At 35.7% G+C, this 19,671-nt stretch carries 19 protein-coding genes; 2 read left to right on the top strand and 17 right to left on the bottom strand.

The genetic code is table 11. The annotated features are described in order from the left end of the window. Position 1: 1 nt before the first annotated feature. Entirely contained in the window at positions 2–433 is a 432-nt protein-coding gene (locus IEW45_RS02500) for a DUF1456 family protein (protein ID WP_188619643.1), read from the bottom strand. Positions 434–578: 145 nt separating this feature from the next. On the opposite strand from IEW45_RS02500, the gene IEW45_RS02495 reads away from it, so the two are divergent. Next, positions 579–980: a TerB family tellurite resistance protein gene (locus IEW45_RS02495; protein WP_188619642.1), complete on the top strand. Its 402-nt coding sequence runs from the start codon at positions 579–581 to the stop codon at positions 978–980. Positions 981–999: 19 nt separating this feature from the next. Beyond that, complete coding sequence (locus IEW45_RS02490) at positions 1,000–1,551, top strand: thioredoxin domain-containing protein (protein ID WP_188619641.1); 552 nt, start codon at positions 1,000–1,002, stop codon at positions 1,549–1,551. Here IEW45_RS02490 and IEW45_RS02485 read toward each other — a convergent pair. From IEW45_RS02485 to IEW45_RS02410, 16 genes are all read right to left on the bottom strand, one after another. After that, complete coding sequence (locus IEW45_RS02485) at positions 1,548–2,465, bottom strand: mechanosensitive ion channel family protein (protein WP_188619640.1); 918 nt, start codon at positions 2,463–2,465, stop codon at positions 1,548–1,550. The genes IEW45_RS02490 and IEW45_RS02485 overlap by 4 nt on opposite strands. Before the next feature lie 5 nt (positions 2,466–2,470). Next, the gene (locus IEW45_RS02480) at positions 2,471–3,322 is read right to left on the bottom strand and encodes a mechanosensitive ion channel family protein (protein WP_188619639.1); all 852 of its coding nucleotides are present in this window, start codon (positions 3,320–3,322) and stop codon (positions 2,471–2,473) included. 41 nt (positions 3,323–3,363) lie between these two features. Then, positions 3,364–4,116, bottom strand: a complete 753-nt coding sequence (locus tag IEW45_RS02475; RefSeq protein ID WP_188619638.1) for an alpha/beta hydrolase — start codon at positions 4,114–4,116, stop codon at positions 3,364–3,366. Positions 4,117–4,177: 61 nt separating this feature from the next. Beyond that, positions 4,178–6,058: a mechanosensitive ion channel family protein gene (locus IEW45_RS02470; protein ID WP_188619637.1), complete on the bottom strand. Its 1,881-nt coding sequence runs from the start codon at positions 6,056–6,058 to the stop codon at positions 4,178–4,180. 206 nt (positions 6,059–6,264) lie between these two features. Continuing rightward, the gene (locus IEW45_RS02465) at positions 6,265–6,594 is read right to left on the bottom strand and encodes a YegP family protein (protein ID WP_188619636.1); all 330 of its coding nucleotides are present in this window, start codon (positions 6,592–6,594) and stop codon (positions 6,265–6,267) included. 5 nt (positions 6,595–6,599) lie between these two features. Then, positions 6,600–7,319: an MAE_28990/MAE_18760 family HEPN-like nuclease gene (locus tag IEW45_RS02460; protein ID WP_188619635.1), complete on the bottom strand. Its 720-nt coding sequence runs from the start codon at positions 7,317–7,319 to the stop codon at positions 6,600–6,602. After that, on the bottom strand, positions 7,288–9,276 hold the full coding sequence (uvrB, locus tag IEW45_RS02455) for an excinuclease ABC subunit UvrB (protein WP_188619634.1): 1,989 nt from the start codon (positions 9,274–9,276) through the stop codon (positions 7,288–7,290). The genes IEW45_RS02460 and uvrB overlap by 32 nt, the downstream gene beginning before the upstream one ends. An 81-nt stretch (positions 9,277–9,357) precedes the next feature. Continuing rightward, positions 9,358–10,020, bottom strand: a complete 663-nt coding sequence (locus IEW45_RS02450; RefSeq protein WP_188619633.1) for a thiamine diphosphokinase — start codon at positions 10,018–10,020, stop codon at positions 9,358–9,360. Positions 10,021–10,053: 33 nt separating this feature from the next. After that, positions 10,054–10,884, bottom strand: coding sequence for a DUF4249 domain-containing protein (locus IEW45_RS02445; RefSeq protein WP_188619632.1), 831 nt, complete (start codon positions 10,882–10,884; stop codon positions 10,054–10,056). Positions 10,885–10,928: 44 nt separating this feature from the next. Next, complete coding sequence (locus tag IEW45_RS02440) at positions 10,929–11,747, bottom strand: DUF4249 domain-containing protein (protein ID WP_188619631.1); 819 nt, start codon at positions 11,745–11,747, stop codon at positions 10,929–10,931. A 35-nt stretch (positions 11,748–11,782) separates the two neighbouring features. After that, a complete protein-coding gene (locus tag IEW45_RS02435; RefSeq protein ID WP_188619630.1) occupies positions 11,783–14,161 on the bottom strand; it encodes a TonB-dependent receptor in 2,379 nt (792 codons plus the stop codon). A 357-nt stretch (positions 14,162–14,518) separates the two neighbouring features. Further along, entirely contained in the window at positions 14,519–16,741 is a 2,223-nt protein-coding gene (locus IEW45_RS02430) for an NADP-dependent isocitrate dehydrogenase (RefSeq protein ID WP_188619629.1), read from the bottom strand. Between the two features lie 321 nt (positions 16,742–17,062). Further along, a complete protein-coding gene (rplS, locus tag IEW45_RS02425; RefSeq protein WP_188619628.1) occupies positions 17,063–17,413 on the bottom strand; it encodes a 50S ribosomal protein L19 in 351 nt (116 codons plus the stop codon). A 215-nt stretch (positions 17,414–17,628) separates the two neighbouring features. Then, positions 17,629–18,303 (bottom strand): tRNA (guanosine(37)-N1)-methyltransferase TrmD, encoded by a 675-nt coding sequence (gene trmD / locus IEW45_RS02420; protein WP_188619627.1) that lies wholly within the window; start codon positions 18,301–18,303, stop codon positions 17,629–17,631. A gap of 82 nt (positions 18,304–18,385) precedes the next feature. Beyond that, positions 18,386–18,835 carry a DUF1569 domain-containing protein gene (locus IEW45_RS02415; RefSeq protein ID WP_188619626.1) on the bottom strand — a complete coding sequence of 150 codons (450 nt, stop codon included), beginning with the start codon at positions 18,833–18,835 and terminating at the stop codon, positions 18,386–18,388. 39 nt (positions 18,836–18,874) lie between these two features. After that, positions 18,875–19,669 carry a class I SAM-dependent methyltransferase gene (locus tag IEW45_RS02410; RefSeq protein ID WP_188619625.1) on the bottom strand — a complete coding sequence of 265 codons (795 nt, stop codon included), beginning with the start codon at positions 19,667–19,669 and terminating at the stop codon, positions 18,875–18,877. Positions 19,670–19,671: the final 2 nt, after the last annotated feature.

Below are 19,671 nucleotides of genomic sequence, written 5' to 3'. Positions count from 1 at the left end.
TTTATTTTGAAGATTTTTTATCCTTACCATTATTGAATTTCACTTTTTCAACAACAGATTTCTTTTCTTTAAATTTTTTATTTACAGGAGTTTTAAACTGAGGCTTTGTCTGCGATTTTGTATCAGGTTTTATGTTTGCTTTGGCTTTATTATTACCATTTTGCTTAGCTGATCCTGTATTTTTAGCCAAAACTTCGGTAGGGTTTTTAGGCTCCTCTTTAGTACCTCTTAAATGAATAACGAGTCCGTTTAAAAAATTACGTAATACCTGGTCACCACATTCCATATAATTAGGGTGATCAGGTTTACGGAAAAATGCACTTAGTTCTGATTTTGATATTCTGAAATCAACAAGTTGCAGTATTTCTACTATCTGGTCATCTCTTAGCTGTAATGCAACTCTTAACTTTTTAAAAATATCATTATTATCCATACTGTATGTAATTTTGGCAAAGATACTCTATTATTAAAACCTTTCTGATTTTTAGACCGTATAATATTTATAAGTGAGCAGTTTAACAAAATATCTTTGATTTTAATATATAAAAGAATATTTTAGCTAAAAAATATTAAATGCTATGAGCAGTTACCAAGAGAAATTAAGTTTACTTTCGGAAATGATTGCATTTGCCCAAATAGATGGTGAAGTGCATGAAAGAGAATATAGTTTTCTTTCAGTGGTAGCTACTCAGCTAAAAGTGGATGTTACTGATTTTGAACGCCTTTTTGTGCATAAAGCAGAGAAGATGGTTATAAAATCAGAACACCAGCGTATAATGCAGTTTTACAGACTAGCACTTTTAATGCATGCTGATGGTGTTTTACATGAAAATGAGCAAATAGCAATACGCGAACTTGGCGTTAATATGGGACTTAGTCCTTTTGCCATGCGTAGTGTACTTGCTGAAATGGAAAAATCGCCAAGTGGCCTTATTGATCCTGATATTTTAATTGCTCTTTTCAGGGCACAACATAACTAATCATTTTATATCTTCAAAAATGAAAAAATTACTTTTAGCGTTACTGGCTATTATTGTAATGCAATTTGCTAATGCACAATCAGCAGATGAAAAGATTGATGTTTTAGTAGTTGATGCGGCATCCTTACCACAAGTAGCTAAAGATTCTGATAAAGACTATACTTTATTTTACACATTTGGTATATGGTGCGAACCTTGCCGCTTGCATTTACCTACTGCTATAAAACTTGCTAAAGACTATAATCTTAACTTTTATGTAATAATTGTAGATGAGCAAGGTAGTGATATGACACAAAATGCAGTAGCTTTTTTAAAGGAGCAAGATAAGGATATACAAATAGCAATACTATCTGACGAAGTATATGGAAAGAGAACCAAAAAGAGAAACAGACAATTTGTAAAGGAAATTACACCTGCTAAATTTGAAACTATTGATGACTTCTCTAAATATATTTTACTTAATGATAAAGGAGAAGTATTAATAGTAACTAATTATAAAGATAAAGAAGGTGGCGACTGGCGAGATGATTCTCCAATGGTTCAGAAAAAAATAGTGCCCCTACTAAATTAATTTTGTTTAGACTCTCTGTTTTTTAAATAAACATCAATACCCGAAGGTTCTACTAACTGGAAGGTAGCCGATGCAAATTTAATAGCGCCATTAGTGGCATCAACTTCTTTTAATATACGGGTAAACATTTCGGTTTTAATACCTCTTCTTTGTTTATAATCTACTACGTAGCGAAGTGTAAACTCTACCCAGTTATCGTTAGCAATTAATGATACCATTGGTTCTGTTTTGGCTTCTTCAAGCCTGTATTTACGTTGTAGTGAATGCCATTTAGCCTGAGATTCTTCCGAAAGGTTACCGGCTACCTCATTACCAACTTTAAGCAATATTTCTTTAGCTAAATCATAATCGCTACCATATTGTACAGGAATTTTTAGTTCATCCCATAAAAAAGGAAAATCGCCTGAGTAATTGAAAACAGGTTCTTTAAAAACAAAACTGTTAGCCACTAAAACAATACGACCGTTATATAAATCCCCATCTACCCATTGTCCTGTTTCCATAAGTGTAGTACGAAGTACACCTATGTCCATAACATCACCTTTCATACCACCAAGCTGTACCCTGTCTCCGGTTTTATAAAATCCGCCGAACATTATAGCCAGCCACCCTGCAAATGATGCTATAACTTCCTGCAAAGCAAAAGCAATACCTGCACCTGCTACACCAAAAGCTACAGTAAGCCCACCCAGCTTGTCACTAAACACTATTGTAAATAAAAGCGCTGTTAGTAAATAACCTATAAAATGACCAAACTTTCTGGCTCTGTAACGGTGCTCGTTTTCCTTTATTCGGGAAAATAAGTTGCGCTGTACAAGGCGTATAACAAACCATATAATAATTATGCCCAATGAGAGAAATAGTACTTTGGTAATAACAGGATTGTTTAGTATTTCATAAAAGTTGTCTTTCATAGTAATTATTCTTTAGCCTGATGCATTACTCGTTGTGGGAATGGAATGGTGATATTATTCTCAGTAAATTTTTCAAATATGGTTACCCTTAATTTACTTTTAGCATTTTCAGCCCTAAAAACATCTTCAACCCAAAAGTAAACAGAAAAGTTAAGTGATGATTCTCCATACTCTGTAAAGCGTACAAAAGGCTCAGGTGCAGAAAGTACAGCAGGTTCCTCTAGTGCTGCTTCCTTTAATATGTCCATAACAACTTTTACATCAGAAGAATAATCTACACCTACTGATACCTCAAAACGTGATGCAAGGGCATTATGTGTCCAGTTAATAAGTTCATTTCTTGTAAGCAAAGTATTGGGTAGAATAATATATTTATCGTCTCGTGTAAGTATTGTAGTAGTACGGAGCCGTATTTCCTGTACTGTACCTACTATACTGTTTACCTCTATAACATCGCCTACTTTTACAGTCGAATCTATAAGTATGATTATACCCGACGTATAATCGCTAAATAAATTTTGTATACCAAGCCCGATACCTACCAATAGTGCTGCAGAACCGGCTAAAAGTACTGAAAGGTCAAAACCAAGTATTTGTAATGAAGTTACTATTATAATTACTAATAAAAAGTATTTAATAAGCATATATACCGAGTACTTTTTAGCACTATCAAGACTTTTAGAGCGGTATACACTTCTTTTTATTAGCTTTATTATTAGTAAAGAAATAATAACAAATATAACTACTGCAAGTACAGCACTTAGCTTAATACGGGTATCCCCAATAGAAAATAATACAGAGTCAAGTATTTCATGTATACTTAAATCTTCAGTAATATTATCACTTATTTCATCCATTAATTAGTTTGATTACATTAAAATATCAGCTATAAAGTTATTTAATTTTGTTTTTCAAGCCACATATAGGCTTCTTTAAATTGCTTTCTCCAGCTTTTTTCGTTATGCCTGCCATTGGGTACAATTTTTTTATATACCTGATTTTCATTTTTTACTTTTTGCAGCACTAACTTTTCCATACGTTCCAAATCGGGAATCATACCTTTACTTTCGTGGTCACCTGCCATAAAATATATCTTACCCTCAATAGTTTCTACTTCATCCATTAACTTAAAAATTTCCTCACTAAACCAGAAAGAAGGAGAGAAAACTCCGGCATTGCCAAACACATCAGGAAACTTAAGCAGGGCATAAAAAGAAATTAAACCACCTACAGAGCTGCCAAATATAGTAGTATGTTCCTTATCAGTAAGCGTGCGGAAATTATTATCAATATGAGGTTTTAAAACTGTAAGCATAAAATCAAGATAATCATCGGCATGTCCTCCTCCATAATCATCATTTTTATAAGGAGTAAGCTCATCAATACGGTGCGTACTGCCGCCATGTTCTATACCTACCACAATAACTTCGGAGTGTAGTTCATTAAGTTTATCCTCCACATGCCATTCTCTTTTATATGATTCCGATTCATCAAAAACATTTTGCCCGTCGTGCATATATAGTACAGGGTAGTTAGTATCACTATTATTGTAGTTATAAGGCAAGTATACCCAAATAGTTTTATCGCTATGCAGTTGCGGAGCTTCTAAAACAAAGGATGTAACATTCCCTAAAGGCTTTTTCGTTTTCATACTATGAAAATATAGTATTACAGTTATAAAAAGTAAGGTTTTGTAATAAGTTTAACCTCGTTTAGCGTTGTTCCCCATTCTTCTTATCCATTTTTACATTGAATGATGGTACTTTATAATCCTTATCCAGATAATCAGCAGGTATGGTGGTCATGTTACCATCTCGTGCAGCACGATAGTGTGGCGATAGTATTTCGATACCCGCCTCATTACAACAGTCCTGTATATTTTGGTGTAGGTCGCTGTATATTTTAGCCTGTTTGTTAGCCTCTCTGGTATAAGCATTTAACTGATATGATACATAAAAATCATCAAGGCTGGTTTGCAGTACAAACGGTTTCGGTTCTTTTTCAAGTAATTCTGTGCGGTCGGCAGCCGTTATAAGTGCCTGATGTACATCTTTCCAGGGCACATCATAACCTAGTGTTACTGTGGTATGTAGTATAAGTCCACGATCTACGGTATCGCTACTGTAGTTTATAGTATAACTGTTCATTACAGTGGAATTAGGGATACTTATAATCTCATTTTTTATAGTACGCACGCGGGTTACTAGAAGTGATTTTTCTATAACGTCGCCAACTACATCACCTATTTTTACACGGTCGTTTATTTTAAATAGTCGCATATAGGTAAGTACCAGCCCGGCAATAATATTTGACAGCGACCCCATAGACCCAAACGTGAACAGGAAACCTAAAAACACTGAAACCCCTTGGAAAATAGGTGAGTCGCTTCCCGGTAGGTAAGGATAGATGAGTACCAACATAAAAGCGATAATCAATACGCGTATTATTTGGTAGGTAGGGTTAGCCCAGTCCGGATAAAACCCATTAATATGAAGGTCACCACTGGCAATTTCATTTTTTAGAAAACGTGCAAACCGTAATACATAACGGAAAACGAAAATGATAACAATTATTGTAATTAAGTTAGGCAGGTAGTTCCATAACCCGAATGCCATATTTTTGACAGGGGAGAGGATATAGCTAAACAGCGTTTCCGCAAAGTTTTGTGTCCAGGGGAAAATACCAAACAGTATTGGCAAGGCAATATATATCAGTAATAATATTACAAGCCATTTTAGTATAGTATTTAGTGTTAATAGTATTCTTATTTGACGTTCTGCGTCAAACAAGTCATAATTTTTTATGGTAATGCCCTTAATGAGCTTACCTTTTTGATCATGTATTTTCAACGCTGTCCACCGGAACAGCCTGTTTGAAAAGCGTATGATAAGCCCAAGCAGTAGTAAAACAAGTATGGCTAAACCTATTTCTTTAGCCAGTGTAATAAAACTTGTTTCATCTTTATAATGGAGTACAGCATCGCCAATTATTTTGGAATATGCCATAGCAAGCCCTTCCATAGTGGTGTCATTCCATAAGGCATCATTCTCTGAAACGCTTACTATAATAGATTCTCCTGCAACAACATCATACGTGTTTTCAGAAGCTGTAACCTTTAGTGAATCAGCTTTAAACAGGTAATTATCTCCGAGCACCTTAATTCGTTCAGTAATAGCTTCAGCACGGTCGTGTGCGGAAAAACTACCCAGTTTGCTGTAGATAGTAAACAGTGTATCTTTAAAGAACCCTCTTACAGGATACCCTTTTGCCGTAGCCCTTAGCGAATCAATACGTGCTTTTTTATCTTTAAGAAGTTTGGCTTCTCGGCTGTTCAATTCATTAATTTCAGCAAGTAGCTCTTCTTTCTTAATATTATCAGTGGTCTTTAGCGAATGCAATTGCTCTTCCAGTCGTGCCTTTTTAATAGAGTCGGCTATGCGCTGTTGTTCAAGTGACTGCAATTGTAATTTATAGTCGCTAAGGCTTACAGTATTTACCGAGTCGGCCTGCTTAACCGTATCGGTTTGTGCGTGCAATAATTGCCCTACTATTAGTAATAGTGAAAATAGAAAGAAACGGAAAAAGCTTTTCATCCCGAAACTGGTTTTGTGTTTGTTATAGCAAGATACTAAAAAGCAGGGAGAAAAGGGGATGGTTAAAAATTATTGGTTAACGGCTTAACTTCAATATTTGAATTTCAATTTTCCTTACTATGATAGTTACTAGATTTTGCAGAAAATAAAAAGATGATAAGAATGGTTGATTTTTATAAGATTAGAACATGTGAATTTTAAGATAATTAATTGTTTTTTTCATAAACATGTGCAGTTAAACCACATTCTTTTATTTTATTAATATCATTTTCTATTGTGATTTTTGTGTCATATAATTCACTTGTAGCTATAATTTGTCCATTACTTGATTTAATGTAAAAATAATACTTTCCATTTCGAGCCATTCCTAATTTGTAACTTGAGTCATTTTTAGAATTTAATTTAACCGCTTCGATTCCGTTATGACACCCTGAGATACTTGTATACCCTTCACTATTTAATATTACTCTACCGTTTATATTTAAAGTAAAATAATATAATCCATTAGATTTTTTTTGTATGACAAACTTTCCCATATACTTTAATATCTGTTTATATTAGTATAATACTCTTGAGTCCATGCTAAGTTTGAAGAGTTAGTCATTCTTTTTAACTCATTAGCCATTTTAGAATCAATTTCAATAACATTTTCTACTACTAAATCTTGATATTTTCTTAATTTATTCATTCTGATTGAAGATGCTTTATTTCCATTATGAGCTATATCGCCTCTATCTGAAACAAACTTATCAATCTCTTTTGGATTAGTTGTGTTCCAAAAAGATAAATAATCGGAGATGCCTAAATATGTCTCAAATAATGTTTTCAACTTTTCAGACTTTGGAGTATTTAATAAATCAGTATCAATCTTTGCATATTCAAACCATATATCCTTCCAGCCTGTTCCTGCTAATTCAATAGGCTTAATTTCATTTTTATCATCTCTTACTTTTTTACTGATTGTCTTTTTTATTTTTTTATTCAGTGACTGGATATTATTAACATGATTACCTATATATTGAATGCTTTCCAATAACAAATCTTCATTATATCTTTCCCATGCTGCACATAACATTATTATTGCACTTCTAGTTAAGTGCCCTAGACCCTTTTTACCAAGATTGTTGTCTTTATAGTAAGTATATGTTTCGATTAGTTTCAATACATCGACTCTAATATGTAAAAAATTTATATAGGCATTTGAAGGCATAATTTCAGTTTTATATTGTTTATATTTTCTCCTGCAAAGCCTTAATTTCATCTCTCAGTTTAGCAGCCTGTAAAAAGTCAAGCTCTTTGGCAGCTTTTTCCATTGTTTTACGTTTTTCACGTATCAGTTTTTCAATATCACCTTTACTCATGTAAGCAGTATCCGGTTCGGCAGCAGCTTTTTGCGTATTATCGTAATGGAATTCGTTAATAGGGCTCTTAGAAAGGGCACTTTCAATCTTTTTATTAAGCGCAGTAGGCTTAATGTTATGCGCTACGTTAAAGTTATGCTGCTTTTCTCGGCGGTAAGCGGTTTCATCAATGGTTTTTTGCATACTGTCAGTAATCTTATCTGCATACATTATCGCTTTACCATTTACGTTACGTGCAGCACGCCCCACCGTTTGTATCAGCGAACGATTACTACGCAGGAAGCCTTCTTTATCAGCATCCAGTATAGCAACCAATGATACTTCGGGTAAGTCGAGTCCCTCACGCAGTAAGTTTACCCCAATCAGCACATCAAATAAACCTTTACGTAAATCCTGCATAATTTCTACACGTTCCAGCGTATCAATTTCACTGTGTATGTAACGGCAGCGAATACCCACTTTAGTAAGGTATTTAGCCAATTCCTCTGCCATACGTTTGGTTAAGGTAGTTACCAAAACACGCTCGTCAACCTCTACACGCTGCTGAATCTCTTCAATTAAATCGTCTATCTGGTTGAGGCTTGGGCGTATTTCAATTACAGGGTCCAGTAATCCCGTTGGGCGAATAACCTGCTCTACATATATACCTTCGCTTTTTTGCATTTCGTAATCGGCAGGGGTAGCACTCACGTATACCACTTGGTTTTGCAGTGCTTCAAACTCCTCAAATTTTAACGGGCGATTATCCATAGCTGCTGGTAGTCTGAAACCATACTCCACTAAGTTTTCCTTACGGGAACGGTCTCCTCCATACATGGCATGCACCTGACTAACGGTTACGTGACTTTCGTCAATTACCATTAAATAATCATCAGGGAAATAATCTAATAAACAGAAAGGACGTGTGCCGGGCTCTCTTCCATCTAAATAGCGGGAGTAGTTCTCAATACCGGAACAGTACCCAAGTTCACGAATCATCTCTAAATCGAAGTTAGTACGCTCTTCCAGTCGTTTAGCTTCAAGGTGTTTGCCTACTTCTTTAAAGTAGTCAACTTGCTTTACTAAGTCTTGCTGTATTTGCCATATCGCCCCTTGTAACACATCAGGACTGGTAACAAACATATTAGCAGGATAAATATTCAGCTTTTCATACTTTTCTATTACCAAACTGGTTTTAGCATCAAACGCTTCTATTTCTTCTATTTCATCACCAAAAAAGTGTATACGGAATGGTTCATCGGCATAACTAGGGAAAACTTCTACAGTATCGCCTTTAATACGGAATGTTCCAGGTACGAATTCGGCTTCCGTTCGGGAGTATAAACTTTGTACGAGTCTGTGCAATAGCTGTGTTCTGCTAATGACCTGATCGCGCTCTATTGATATTACGTTCTTTTGAAATTCTACAGGGTTACCAATACCGTATAAACACGATACGGACGCTACTACTAAAACATCCCTGCGACCTGATAACAGGGCAGAGGTGGTGCTTAGTCGCATTTTTTCCAGTTCCTCGTTTATGGAGAGGTCTTTTTCTATATAAAGCCCTGATACGGGTATGTAGGCTTCGGGTTGGTAGTAGTCGTAGTACGAGACAAAGTATTCCACTGCATTATTCGGGAAGAATTGTTTGAACTCGCTGTATAACTGTGCTGCCAGTGTTTTGTTGTGTGCCAGTACCAGAGTAGGGCGCTGCACTTCCTGAATAACATTTGCAACTGTAAATGTTTTACCGGAACCCGTAACCCCTAAAAGTGTTTGGTATTTGTCTCCTGCATTTATTCCTTCGCTAAGTTGTTTTATGGCTGTGGGCTGATCGCCCATCGGCTTATAGTCTGATACTACCTGAAATTTCATGTTCTTTTTCCTGCTTTCTCACAAAGATAACGATTAGTTTACAGTTGTAGTAACCCCTTAACACTAAGTGAGAGGAGTTCTTTAATCAAAACATTCCATAAGCAATAAATCACCTTCCTTATGCTCAATGCTAACTATACCATCTTGTAAAACCTTATTGCTGCTACCTGTGCGATATCCTATGGTTAACTCTTCATCAGCTAAAGGGTATTTTAGGTTTTTAGTATGTATACCGGTTACTTTACCAATAGGAATAAGCGAAATAGGAGTACCTGCTGTGTACCACTTTTCAAACTTTTCACGTAGCAGGAAAACCTTACTGTGGTCATCCAAGATCACTATTTTTAGTTTATTACGGTAACGTACTATATTGGTAATATTAGTAATAGTATGGTCGGCACGTTTGCCTGTTGCCCATACTACATTTACCGCAGGAAAGCCTTTTTCTATAAGGTAATCAAAGGCTTTTTCAAGGTCTGTTTTGTCTTGGTCGGGAGTATGTACAATTTCCAAAGGATATTGCATATCCTTATACTTTTCAGGATTAAAATCATCATCAAAATCACCCAGTAATACATCTACTTTAATACCAAGTTCCGTTACGCGTTGCATAGCGTTATCCAATACAATTATATAGGGAGACCACTCCAGTAATTGCCCTAATAGTTCTTGGCTGCAAGTTGCGCCATTGGCTATTATTAATGCCGATTCCTGGTCGTCACGAACTATGTGGTGAGATGACATATAGTAAAGTTTAGCAGCAAAAATACAAATAAACTATTGTACTGTGTACTGAATGGTGGATACTTCACTTAAGCGAAAATAGCCATAAGCAAAATCATCAGGGTTATTGCTGTTTTTTATATTTCCTCTTATATCACCGGGAGGAACTTGAAACGGACCTACATTTGCTTCGGAAGTTATAGTAAATATTTTACTCATATAATCATAATACTGCCTTGTAATACCGTATAGGTTAATAGTTATCTCATCATTACTATTTAAATCATCAAATATTCTTGCAGCATAGGTATAATTGCCATTTACAAATTTGTCATCAAAAACGGCGTATTCTAACCCTTTATTTTCCTGTTCATATCCGCTCATATAATAGTTGACTTCGTTTTGAGGGTCATTAAAATATCCTTTAACGATAATCAGGTCTTCTAGTAAACTTTCAGTTTCTTGTCCTGCATCTACTAATTCAGGTACGGGTAGTAGTTTTTCGGTAGCGGTATAGGTATTATTGTTATAGTGTATTGTAAGTGTATAGGTTTCTCCAATTTCAGGGACAAAATTGGTACAACCATAAGAACCCCTGAACTCATTAGAGAGCTCAGGGAATTCAAATATATCTCCTTTACTGTTTGTTATATACACTTCAGCTCCCGAAACACGAGGAACGTTATTACTGTAAAAATCAGTAGTAGTACTTAAATATACAACCTGCCATTCTCCTGCAGTTCCTTTTTTCCAGTTTATAGATGCTTCTACTACCAGTCTTTTTTCTGAACTGCCTAAATCTACATCAATAACATCTTCACAACTTGTGAGAATTACAGAAAGTAAAACCAAAGATGTAAACAATAAATATAGTTTCTTTTTCATAGGCAATTTATTAATAACTGCCTCAAATACAGTGCCGTGTTTTTTTACTGAATGGTATAACTTGTCTTATCAGTTTCTGTAATGCTAAAATAGCCTACAGGGAAATTGTCTTCGTTATCAATGTTAACCATATTACCTCTTACACCCACGGGTGGTGTCTGGAAAGGGCTTCCACCACCTTCAGTAACACCTAAAAGGGTCATCATATAATTAAAATATTGTTCAGATATTCCATATAGCTTCATGTCTACAACATCACCAGCTTCAAAATCTTCATCGTCTATAAATGTAAACATTTCATTTCCCTGAAAGAATTCATCATCCATTACATCGTAATCAGGGTAAGGGAGTCTGTCAGTATCAAACCTAACCATATAATAGTTTATTTCGTCAGGGTTATCCATCCATTTAATGCGTACTTCAATGTCATCACCACCAAAACCACCTTCATTGTCCTGTACTATTTCCGAAATTTCAGAAACGGCATATAAAGTTTCTGTACCTACATACGTTTCTTCGTTATATTCTACGGTAAGGGTGTATTCCTCACCAATTACAGGAATAAAGTTATTACAAATGTAGTTTCCTGTTCCGTTATTTTCATTAAACGTAAATACTGTTCCTTCGCTGTTCGTTATAAAAACAGTAGCATTAGTTACCACAGGTATTTCTTGTTCATAATACCCTGTAGTAGTGCTTAGCTTAATAACTTGCTCGCTGCCATCAGTACCTTTTAGCCATTGCAGTTGCGCATCTACAACCAGACGTGTTGGGCCTGTTTCCAGGTCTACATCTACAACATCTGTACAGGCGGTAAAAAATATCCCTGTTATTATCAGTAGTATATATTTTATATTTTTCATGACTTATTATTCTTTTTTAGAAAAGCAATTTTTAGTTAAAACTTAAAGTTATAGGTAACACTTGGTATTACTCCGAATATTGAAAGCCTTGTTGCCTCGTTAACTCCTGTATCTTCATTTTGTCCAAAAGTAATTGAAGCGGCATTTTTACGATTGTAGAGGTTGTAAATACTAAATACCCATTCTCCTTTCCATTTTCTGTCTTTATTTTTAGTTGGAGTATAGGTTGCAGAAATATCTAAGTGATGATAAGCAGGTAGTCTTTCTTCATTTCTGTCTCCGTAGCTGGGTACTACCATATCGCCATATACGTACTGCCCATTAGGGTAGGTTACAGGACGACCTGATTGTAGTGCGAATATTGCCCCGAAAGACCATTTATCATTCAATTCATAAGCCCCGGTTACTGAAAGGTCATGTAGTTTATCATACCCTGTTTTATACCAGTTACCATTATTAATACCTGTTTCTTCAGGGGTTCTGCCCGGTGCTCTTTGTTCTGAACGTGATAGTGTATAAGCTATCCAGCCTGTTAGTTTACCTTCATTTTTGCGAAGTAATAATTCCAGACCATAAGCTCTTCCTTCACCATTAAGTAGTACTCTTTCTATATTTTCGTTAGCAACAAGATCAGAACCATCAATATAGTCGAGTCTGTTTTTTACTTTTTTGTAGAACGTTTCAGCCTCTAAAGAGTACTTATCGTTAGCAAAATTCCTGAAGTAGCCTAAAGCCACCTGATCCAGTAACTGAGGTTTTATATATTTTCCACTTGGCGCCCAATTGTCAAGAGGGGTAGGTGACGCCGTGTTAGAAATAAGGTGCAGGTACTGCGCCATTCTGTTATAGCTTGCTTTTATAGATTGGTTGTCATCCAGTTGAAAAGATATTGCTGCGCGAGGCTCAAAGTTGCTAAAATCAGCAATTACATCACCACTTCCATATCGTTTAGTGCCTATAGCGTCAGCCTCTTCATATATTTTTAACTGGTTGTTGTAATATACAGGCTGGTCATTTGCATAAAGACTCATAGTTTGTGCACCCATTCTGTAGAACATACTATAGCGTACACCATAGCTAATATTTAAAAAGTCAGTAATTTCATGTTCTGCATCTATATAAATAGCAGGTTCAAAAGCATACTTATGTTCAAAACTTTGAGGATTTATAGAAGAATCGCTTCCTGAAGCTGATATTTCACCCGGGTTGAAATCGTAGTAAATAGCATTTATACCGTAGTCCAGTTTAAATTTATCAGATAAATAATGTTTAAAGTCGTATTTCAGGTTAAAGTTTTTAATACCGGAATCCCATTGTAGCCCTACAAAGCCTAATTCCAAACCATAATAGTAATCACTATATATTAAAGATAAGTTAGAGAATAGCTTTTCATTAAATAAGTGATTCCATCTAAGATTTAATACTGAGTTACCGTATACGTTTTCGAAACTATCGCTAATACCCAATAAATCACGACCAAAATATCCTGAAAGGTAGAGGTTGTTATTTTCGTTAATGTTATAGCTCAGTTTAGTATTCAAGTCGTAGAAATATGCTGAGTTATCATTATTACTTAATTTTAAAAATAAGTGTGCGTATGAAGCACGACCACCTACAAGAAATGAACTTTTACCTTTTACAAGAGGTCCTTCGGCAAGTAATCTGCTGGAAATAGCACCTATACCACCAGTCATATGGAATTCATTTTTATTACCCTCCTTTTGATAGATATCCAATACTGATGATACCCTGCCACCAAACTTTGCAGGAATACCACCTTTATACAGTTTTAGGTTTTTAATAGCATCAGGGTTAAATACAGAGAAGAAGCCAAAAAGGTGAGAGGAGTTGTATATTGTAGCTTCATCCAGTAATATAAGGTTTTGGTCGGCAGCGCCACCACGTACATTAAACCCTGATGAACCTTCACCAGCATTGGTAACACCCGGTAATTGCAGTATAGACTTTAATACGTCAACTTCTCCCATTACCGCAGGCATTTTCTTTATTTCGCTTATGGTAAGTTTATTTACACTCATTTGCGGAGTGCGAATATCTGCTCTTTTTTGATTATCAGTAATAACTATTTCTTCCAGTTCTTCCGAAGCGGGTGATAATGAAACATCTTTACGAATGTCACTGTTTAGTTCTACAGTTTCTTGTACAGTACCGAAACTTACATAACTTATTTGTAATGTGTAAGTTCCTGCCGGTAGTGTAATGGAATAAAACCCATATTCATTTGCAGATACTGCCTTTTCAGCTTCTACAATATAAACATTTGCCCCTATTAGGGTTTCACTACTCTGAGCGTCAGAAATAACACCACTTAACGTATATTTTTCCTGAGCAAATGCTACCGAAAAAATTAGGCATAGGAATACCGTTAGGTAAGTCCGGGGATTTAACTTCATAGCTGATTGTTTGTTTTTTTTGATTAATGATTGAACTCTGTTTATTATTGATAGATTATGTGTAAAAACGATTTGTTAGGATAACGAGTCATAGTAATTTTAATTGCCTTTTGCCTTTATTTTTTACTGTCTTTTTTATAAAAAAAGTATTACGATTTATTTCCGCTGCAAAAATACTCCTTTTTAGTTTTTAGGCTATTACCCATTAATAGGTAAAATACCAAACTGTAGAAAAATACTACTGAATGGTTTTATGCACATGACGAATTGTAACGTAATTTGTAACCCGATTTTTGCTAAAAATAAAAGCCGTATTGCAATGCAATACGGCTTTTATATAAAAGTATTTAGTTACTACTATTTTAGTTGTGCCAAAACAGTATTTAATGTTTCACTAGGGCGCATAGCATTAGTGGTTTTTTCCTCATTAGGGTGGTAGTATCCGCCTATTTCCTGAGCTTTACCTTGTGCACCGATTAATTCAGCATTAATCTTTTCTTCGTTTTCATTAAGCGCTTTAGCTATATTAGTAAAGGTAGCTTTTAGCTCTTCGTTTTTATCCTGATTAGCAAGTGCATTTGCCCAGTATAAAGCAAGGTAGAAATGAGAACCCCTGTTATCAATTTGTCCTAACTTACGAGCAGGCGATTTATCATTTTCTAAGAATTTAGCCGTAGCATCATCAAGTGTTTCAGAAAGCACAAGTGCTTTTTCGTTTCCAAATGCCTGACCTAAATGTTCTAATGATACACCAAGTGCTAAGAACTCACCAAGAGAATCCCATCTTAAATAACCCTCTTCCTGGAATTGTTGTACGTGCTTAGGAGCTGAACCTCCCGCACCGGTTTCAAATAGACCTCCGCCATTCATTAACGGTACTATAGAAAGCATTTTTGCAGATGTTCCAAGTTCAAGAATAGGGAATAAGTCAGTTAAATAATCTCTTAGTACATTTCCTGTAACAGAGATAGTATCCTGACCGTTTTTAATTCTTTGTAGCGTGAAGTTTGTAGCTTCTACAGGGCTCATAATACGGATATCAAGTCCTGTAGTGTCATGGTCTTTTAAGTAAGTATTTACTTTTTCTATAAGTTGCTTGTCATGTGCTCTGTGTTCATCTAACCAGAATACAGCAGGTGTTTCAGATAGTCTTGAACGGGTAACAGCAAGTTTAACCCAGTCGCGAATTGGCTCATCTTTAGTTTGACACATTCTGAAAATATCTCCTTCCGAAACATTTTGCTCCATTAGTGTATTTCCGTTCTTATCAACTACACGAACAACACCCTCTCCATGAAGTTGGAATGTTTTATCGTGAGAACCATATTCTTCTGCCTTTTGAGCCATAAGCCCAACGTTTGGTACACTACCCATTGTTGCAGGGTCGAATGCACCATTTTCTTTACAGAAGTTTATAGTGGCATCATAAATCCCTGCATAACTTCTGTCCGGTATAATAGCTTTAGTATCTTGTTGGTTACCCTCTGCATTCCACATTTGTCCTGATGTACGAATCATTGCAGGCATAGAAGCATCAATAATAACATCAGATGGTACATGGAGGTTAGTAATACCTTTATCAGAGTTTACCATTGCTAAATCCGGTCCTGTTTTGTAAACTTCATCAAGAGCAGCTTTAACTTCTGCTTCTTGCGGAGTACCTTCTATTTTAGCATATACATCACCAAGACCGTTACGTGTATTAACACCAAGTTCTTTAAATAACTCTCCGTACTTAGCAAATACATCCTTAAAGAATACTTCAACAAAAGCACCGAAGATAATAGGGTCAGAAACCTTCATCATGGTAGCTTTAAGGTGTACAGAGAAAAGTACTCCTTTTGCTTTAGCATCTTCAACTTCTTTAGATATAAATTCTTTTAAAGCACTCATGCTCATTACAGAGCAATCTATAATTTCACCTGCTTTAAGCGGTGTGCTTTCTTTTAATACAGTAGCATTACCTGCTTTGTCAACAAATTCTATTTTAACATCATCAGCCTCATTTACAGTAACTGACTTCTCACTACCGTAAAAATCACCCTGCTCCATGCTAGTCACATGCGTTTTAGAATCAGATGACCATGCACCCATTCTGTGCGGATGTGCTTTAGCATAGTTTTTAACGGCTTTAGGTGCTCTACGGTCAGAGTTACCTTCACGTAGTACAGGGTTTACAGCAGAACCTAAAACTTTAGCGTAACGTGCTTTTATTTCCTTTTCCTCATCTGTTTTTGGTTCTCCGGGATAGTCAGGTATGTTGTACCCTTGTTCCTGTAGTTCTTTTATAGCTGCTTTAAGCTGTGGTACAGAAGCAGATATGTTTGGTAATTTTATTATGTTAGCTTCCGGTGTTTTAGCCAGCTCGCCAAGTTCGCTAAGCGCATCACCAATTTTTTGTTCTTCAGTAAGGTGGTCAGGGAAATTTGCCAGTATCCTGCCTGCCAGGGAAATATCCCTTGTTTCTATAGCTACACCAGCCGGAGCGGCAAAGGCTTCTATTATAGGTAAGAAAGAATGTGTGGCCAGCATTGGGGCCTCATCAGTTATCGTATAAATGATTTTTGATGCTTTTGACATTTTTTACATTTTTTTATTCCCTGCCCTTTAACAGCGGACAGGCAGATTATTAATCGATTAAGTTTTTTGGTTTGCAGTGCTTTTTTGTGCAGATAAAAGATTGAGGCTTTAAGTAAGCTGTTACAGAACCTTTTGATTAAAAAAGCAAGGCTCGCAAATATAGGAAAATATAAGCAATTTTTCCAGTTGTAAATAGCCTAAAAACAAGAGTTGATGTTTTTATAACAGCCAAACATTAAGGAGTTATATTCTGTAATTAGTAAGCATAAAAAAACCTCCGCTGTAACGGAGGTTTTTGGTATAATTTGCTCAAAGCGATAATTATCTTCTTCTTTCTTTAATCTTAGCTTTTTTACCGGTAAGATTTCTGAAGTAGAAGATACGTGCTCTACGCACTTGACCTCTTTGGTTAACTTCAATTTTTTGTAATGCAGGCATGTTGATAGGGAAGATACGCTCTACACCTACAGAACCTGACATTTTACGGATTGTGAAAGTTTGTGTACTTCCAGTTCCTCTTTTTTGGATAACTACACCTTTAAAGAACTGAGTTCTTGTTTTTTCACCCTCTTTAATTTCGTAGTAAACAGTAATTGTGTCTCCCGTACTAAATTCAGGGAAATCTTTTTTTGTTACGAATTCTTCTTCGACAAATTTTACTAAATCAGACATGATTTCTAATGATTAAAGTTTTGAATCAGAGCAACATACACGTACTTCGTCAGAGGTTGGTCCGAAAGTGGGTGCAAATATAGAAATTATTTTAAATAATTAGAAATTTTTGTATTGCAAAGTTAGTGGTTATGAGTTAATAGGCATAAGCTACTAGCCAAAAGAAATACAAAGCTATCAATTATTGCCTAATGGCTTTTGGCTGATTATTACAACTACTCTAATAAATCCGGTCGCCTGTTTTTAGTATGCTCTATAGCTTTATCCTCACGCCACTTGTCTATTTTAGCAAAGTTACCGCTCAATAAAACTTCGGGTACTTGCCAGCCTTTATAATCAGAAGGGCGGGTATAAATAGGAGGGGAGAGCAGGTTATCCTGAAAACTATCCGTTAATGCTGATGTTTCATTGCTTAATACACCCGGTATTAAACGTATAATAGAGTCCGAAAGTACGGCTGCTGCCAGCTCACCACCTGAAAGCACGTAATCACCTATAGAGATTTCACGGGTAATAAAGTGGTCGCGCACACGCTGGTCAACACCTTTATAGTGTCCGCAAAGTATAATTATGTTTTCCAGCATCGACATTTGGTTAGAAATCCCTTGGTTTAATGTTTCGCCATCGGGAGTCATATAAATAACCTCGTCGTAATTGCGTTCGCTTTTTAATTTAGAAATACAGGCATCAATAGGCTCTACCATCATTACCATACCCGCACCACCACCAAACTGGTAATCGTCTACATTTTTATGTTTGTTGGTGCTGTAATCTCTCAGGTTGTGTAGGTGTACTTCTACCAAACCTTTATCTATAGCTCTTTTTAAAATAGATGCTTCAAAAGGGCTGCGTAGCAGTTCAGGCAGTACAGTAATTATATCAATGCGCATTCGTTAGTTTCTTAATGTAATAAAGTGCAAATGTAACAAATTCCATTGCTACATTATTAAATTGAATAATTACTACATTAAGTTATACTCCAAATTGCCTTAAATGGTGGTCAAGATGTTTCCATTGTAATTCATTCCACTCGTCCATAGTCATTTCACCAAAAAACGGATGTTTAGGGTTTACTATAGCGTCATGACCTTTTTCTGCAAAAACTTTAACTAAGTCGATAAGTTCTTTTTGTGATGTCTCAAAATCAGGGTCATTAGCTACAACAAATTCTTTTACGGTAGGTAAATCCTGTTTAAAAGGTTTAGGACCTCCTATTTTCTTTTTAATCATTTTCCCAAAAAGAAAAGCCATTATTCCTGATTTTAGTTTAAGTGTGCCATAACATACTTTTATAGGCTGCTGGCAATGTACCAGCATTTGGCTTACTGTCATTTTACCCCATTTTGCCGGAGTAGACGGGGTAAGCTTTTCTATACGAGCTATTATATTTTGGTTGCCTTGTTGGTCAAAAATACTCTCCATAACGTTTTGGTTTACAGGTTAAATATAAGTAAATAGTGGTTACTGTCTTTCTGCTACTAAAGCATATACCATTGGAAGTTTGTCTCCCATTTTTTTAATCCTGAATTTTCCTTTTTCAAATTCTTCCATACCCTGAAAACAGTCATAAGGACTGTAATCATATTCTTTAAAAGCTTTTATTGCTAATCCATTATTTAATAAACTGGTTAATACATCTGCAATACTATGATTCCATGAAATAGTTTCGGTTGTAATATCAGCCTCATTATTGGTATACGTACCTGTTTCCGTTTCAATAATAGTCTCTTTATTAAAGTAGTTGTAAGCCACAGTGCTGAATGAGTCGTCGAACATCCACACCACAGGATGAAATTCAGCAAAAATAAATTGCCCTTTTGGTTTCAGGTAACGGCTTATTATGCTTCCCCATTTTTCAATATCGGGTAACCAGCCTATTGTGCCGTAGCTTGAAAAAACAATATCAAATGTATCATCAAGGTGTTCAGGCAGGCTATACAGGTCACAACAAATAAAACGGGCAGGAATGTTTAATGATTCAGCTAATCCTTGGGCTTTATTTATAGCTTGGTCAGATAGGTCTACACCGGTAACTTCGGCACCCATTCGTGCAAGCGATAGTGTATCTTGTCCAAAGTGGCACTGTAGGTGTAATATTTTTTTGCCCTTAACATCTCCCAATAATTCCAGTTCAATACTATTTAAACTGCTTTTACCTTGCAGGAAAGCAGGCATATCATAAAATTCAGAGTCAACATGAATGGCTGTTTTAGTATTCCATGCTTTTTTATTTATTTCTATATAATTGTTTTCCATTA

Origin of the sequence: Flavobacterium suaedae, assembly GCF_014642915.1 — a bacterium.
In the GTDB taxonomy this organism is placed as follows: Bacteria; Bacteroidota; Bacteroidia; order Flavobacteriales; family Flavobacteriaceae; genus Flavobacterium; species Flavobacterium suaedae.
This window is presented reverse-complemented; position numbering and strand designations above follow the sequence as displayed.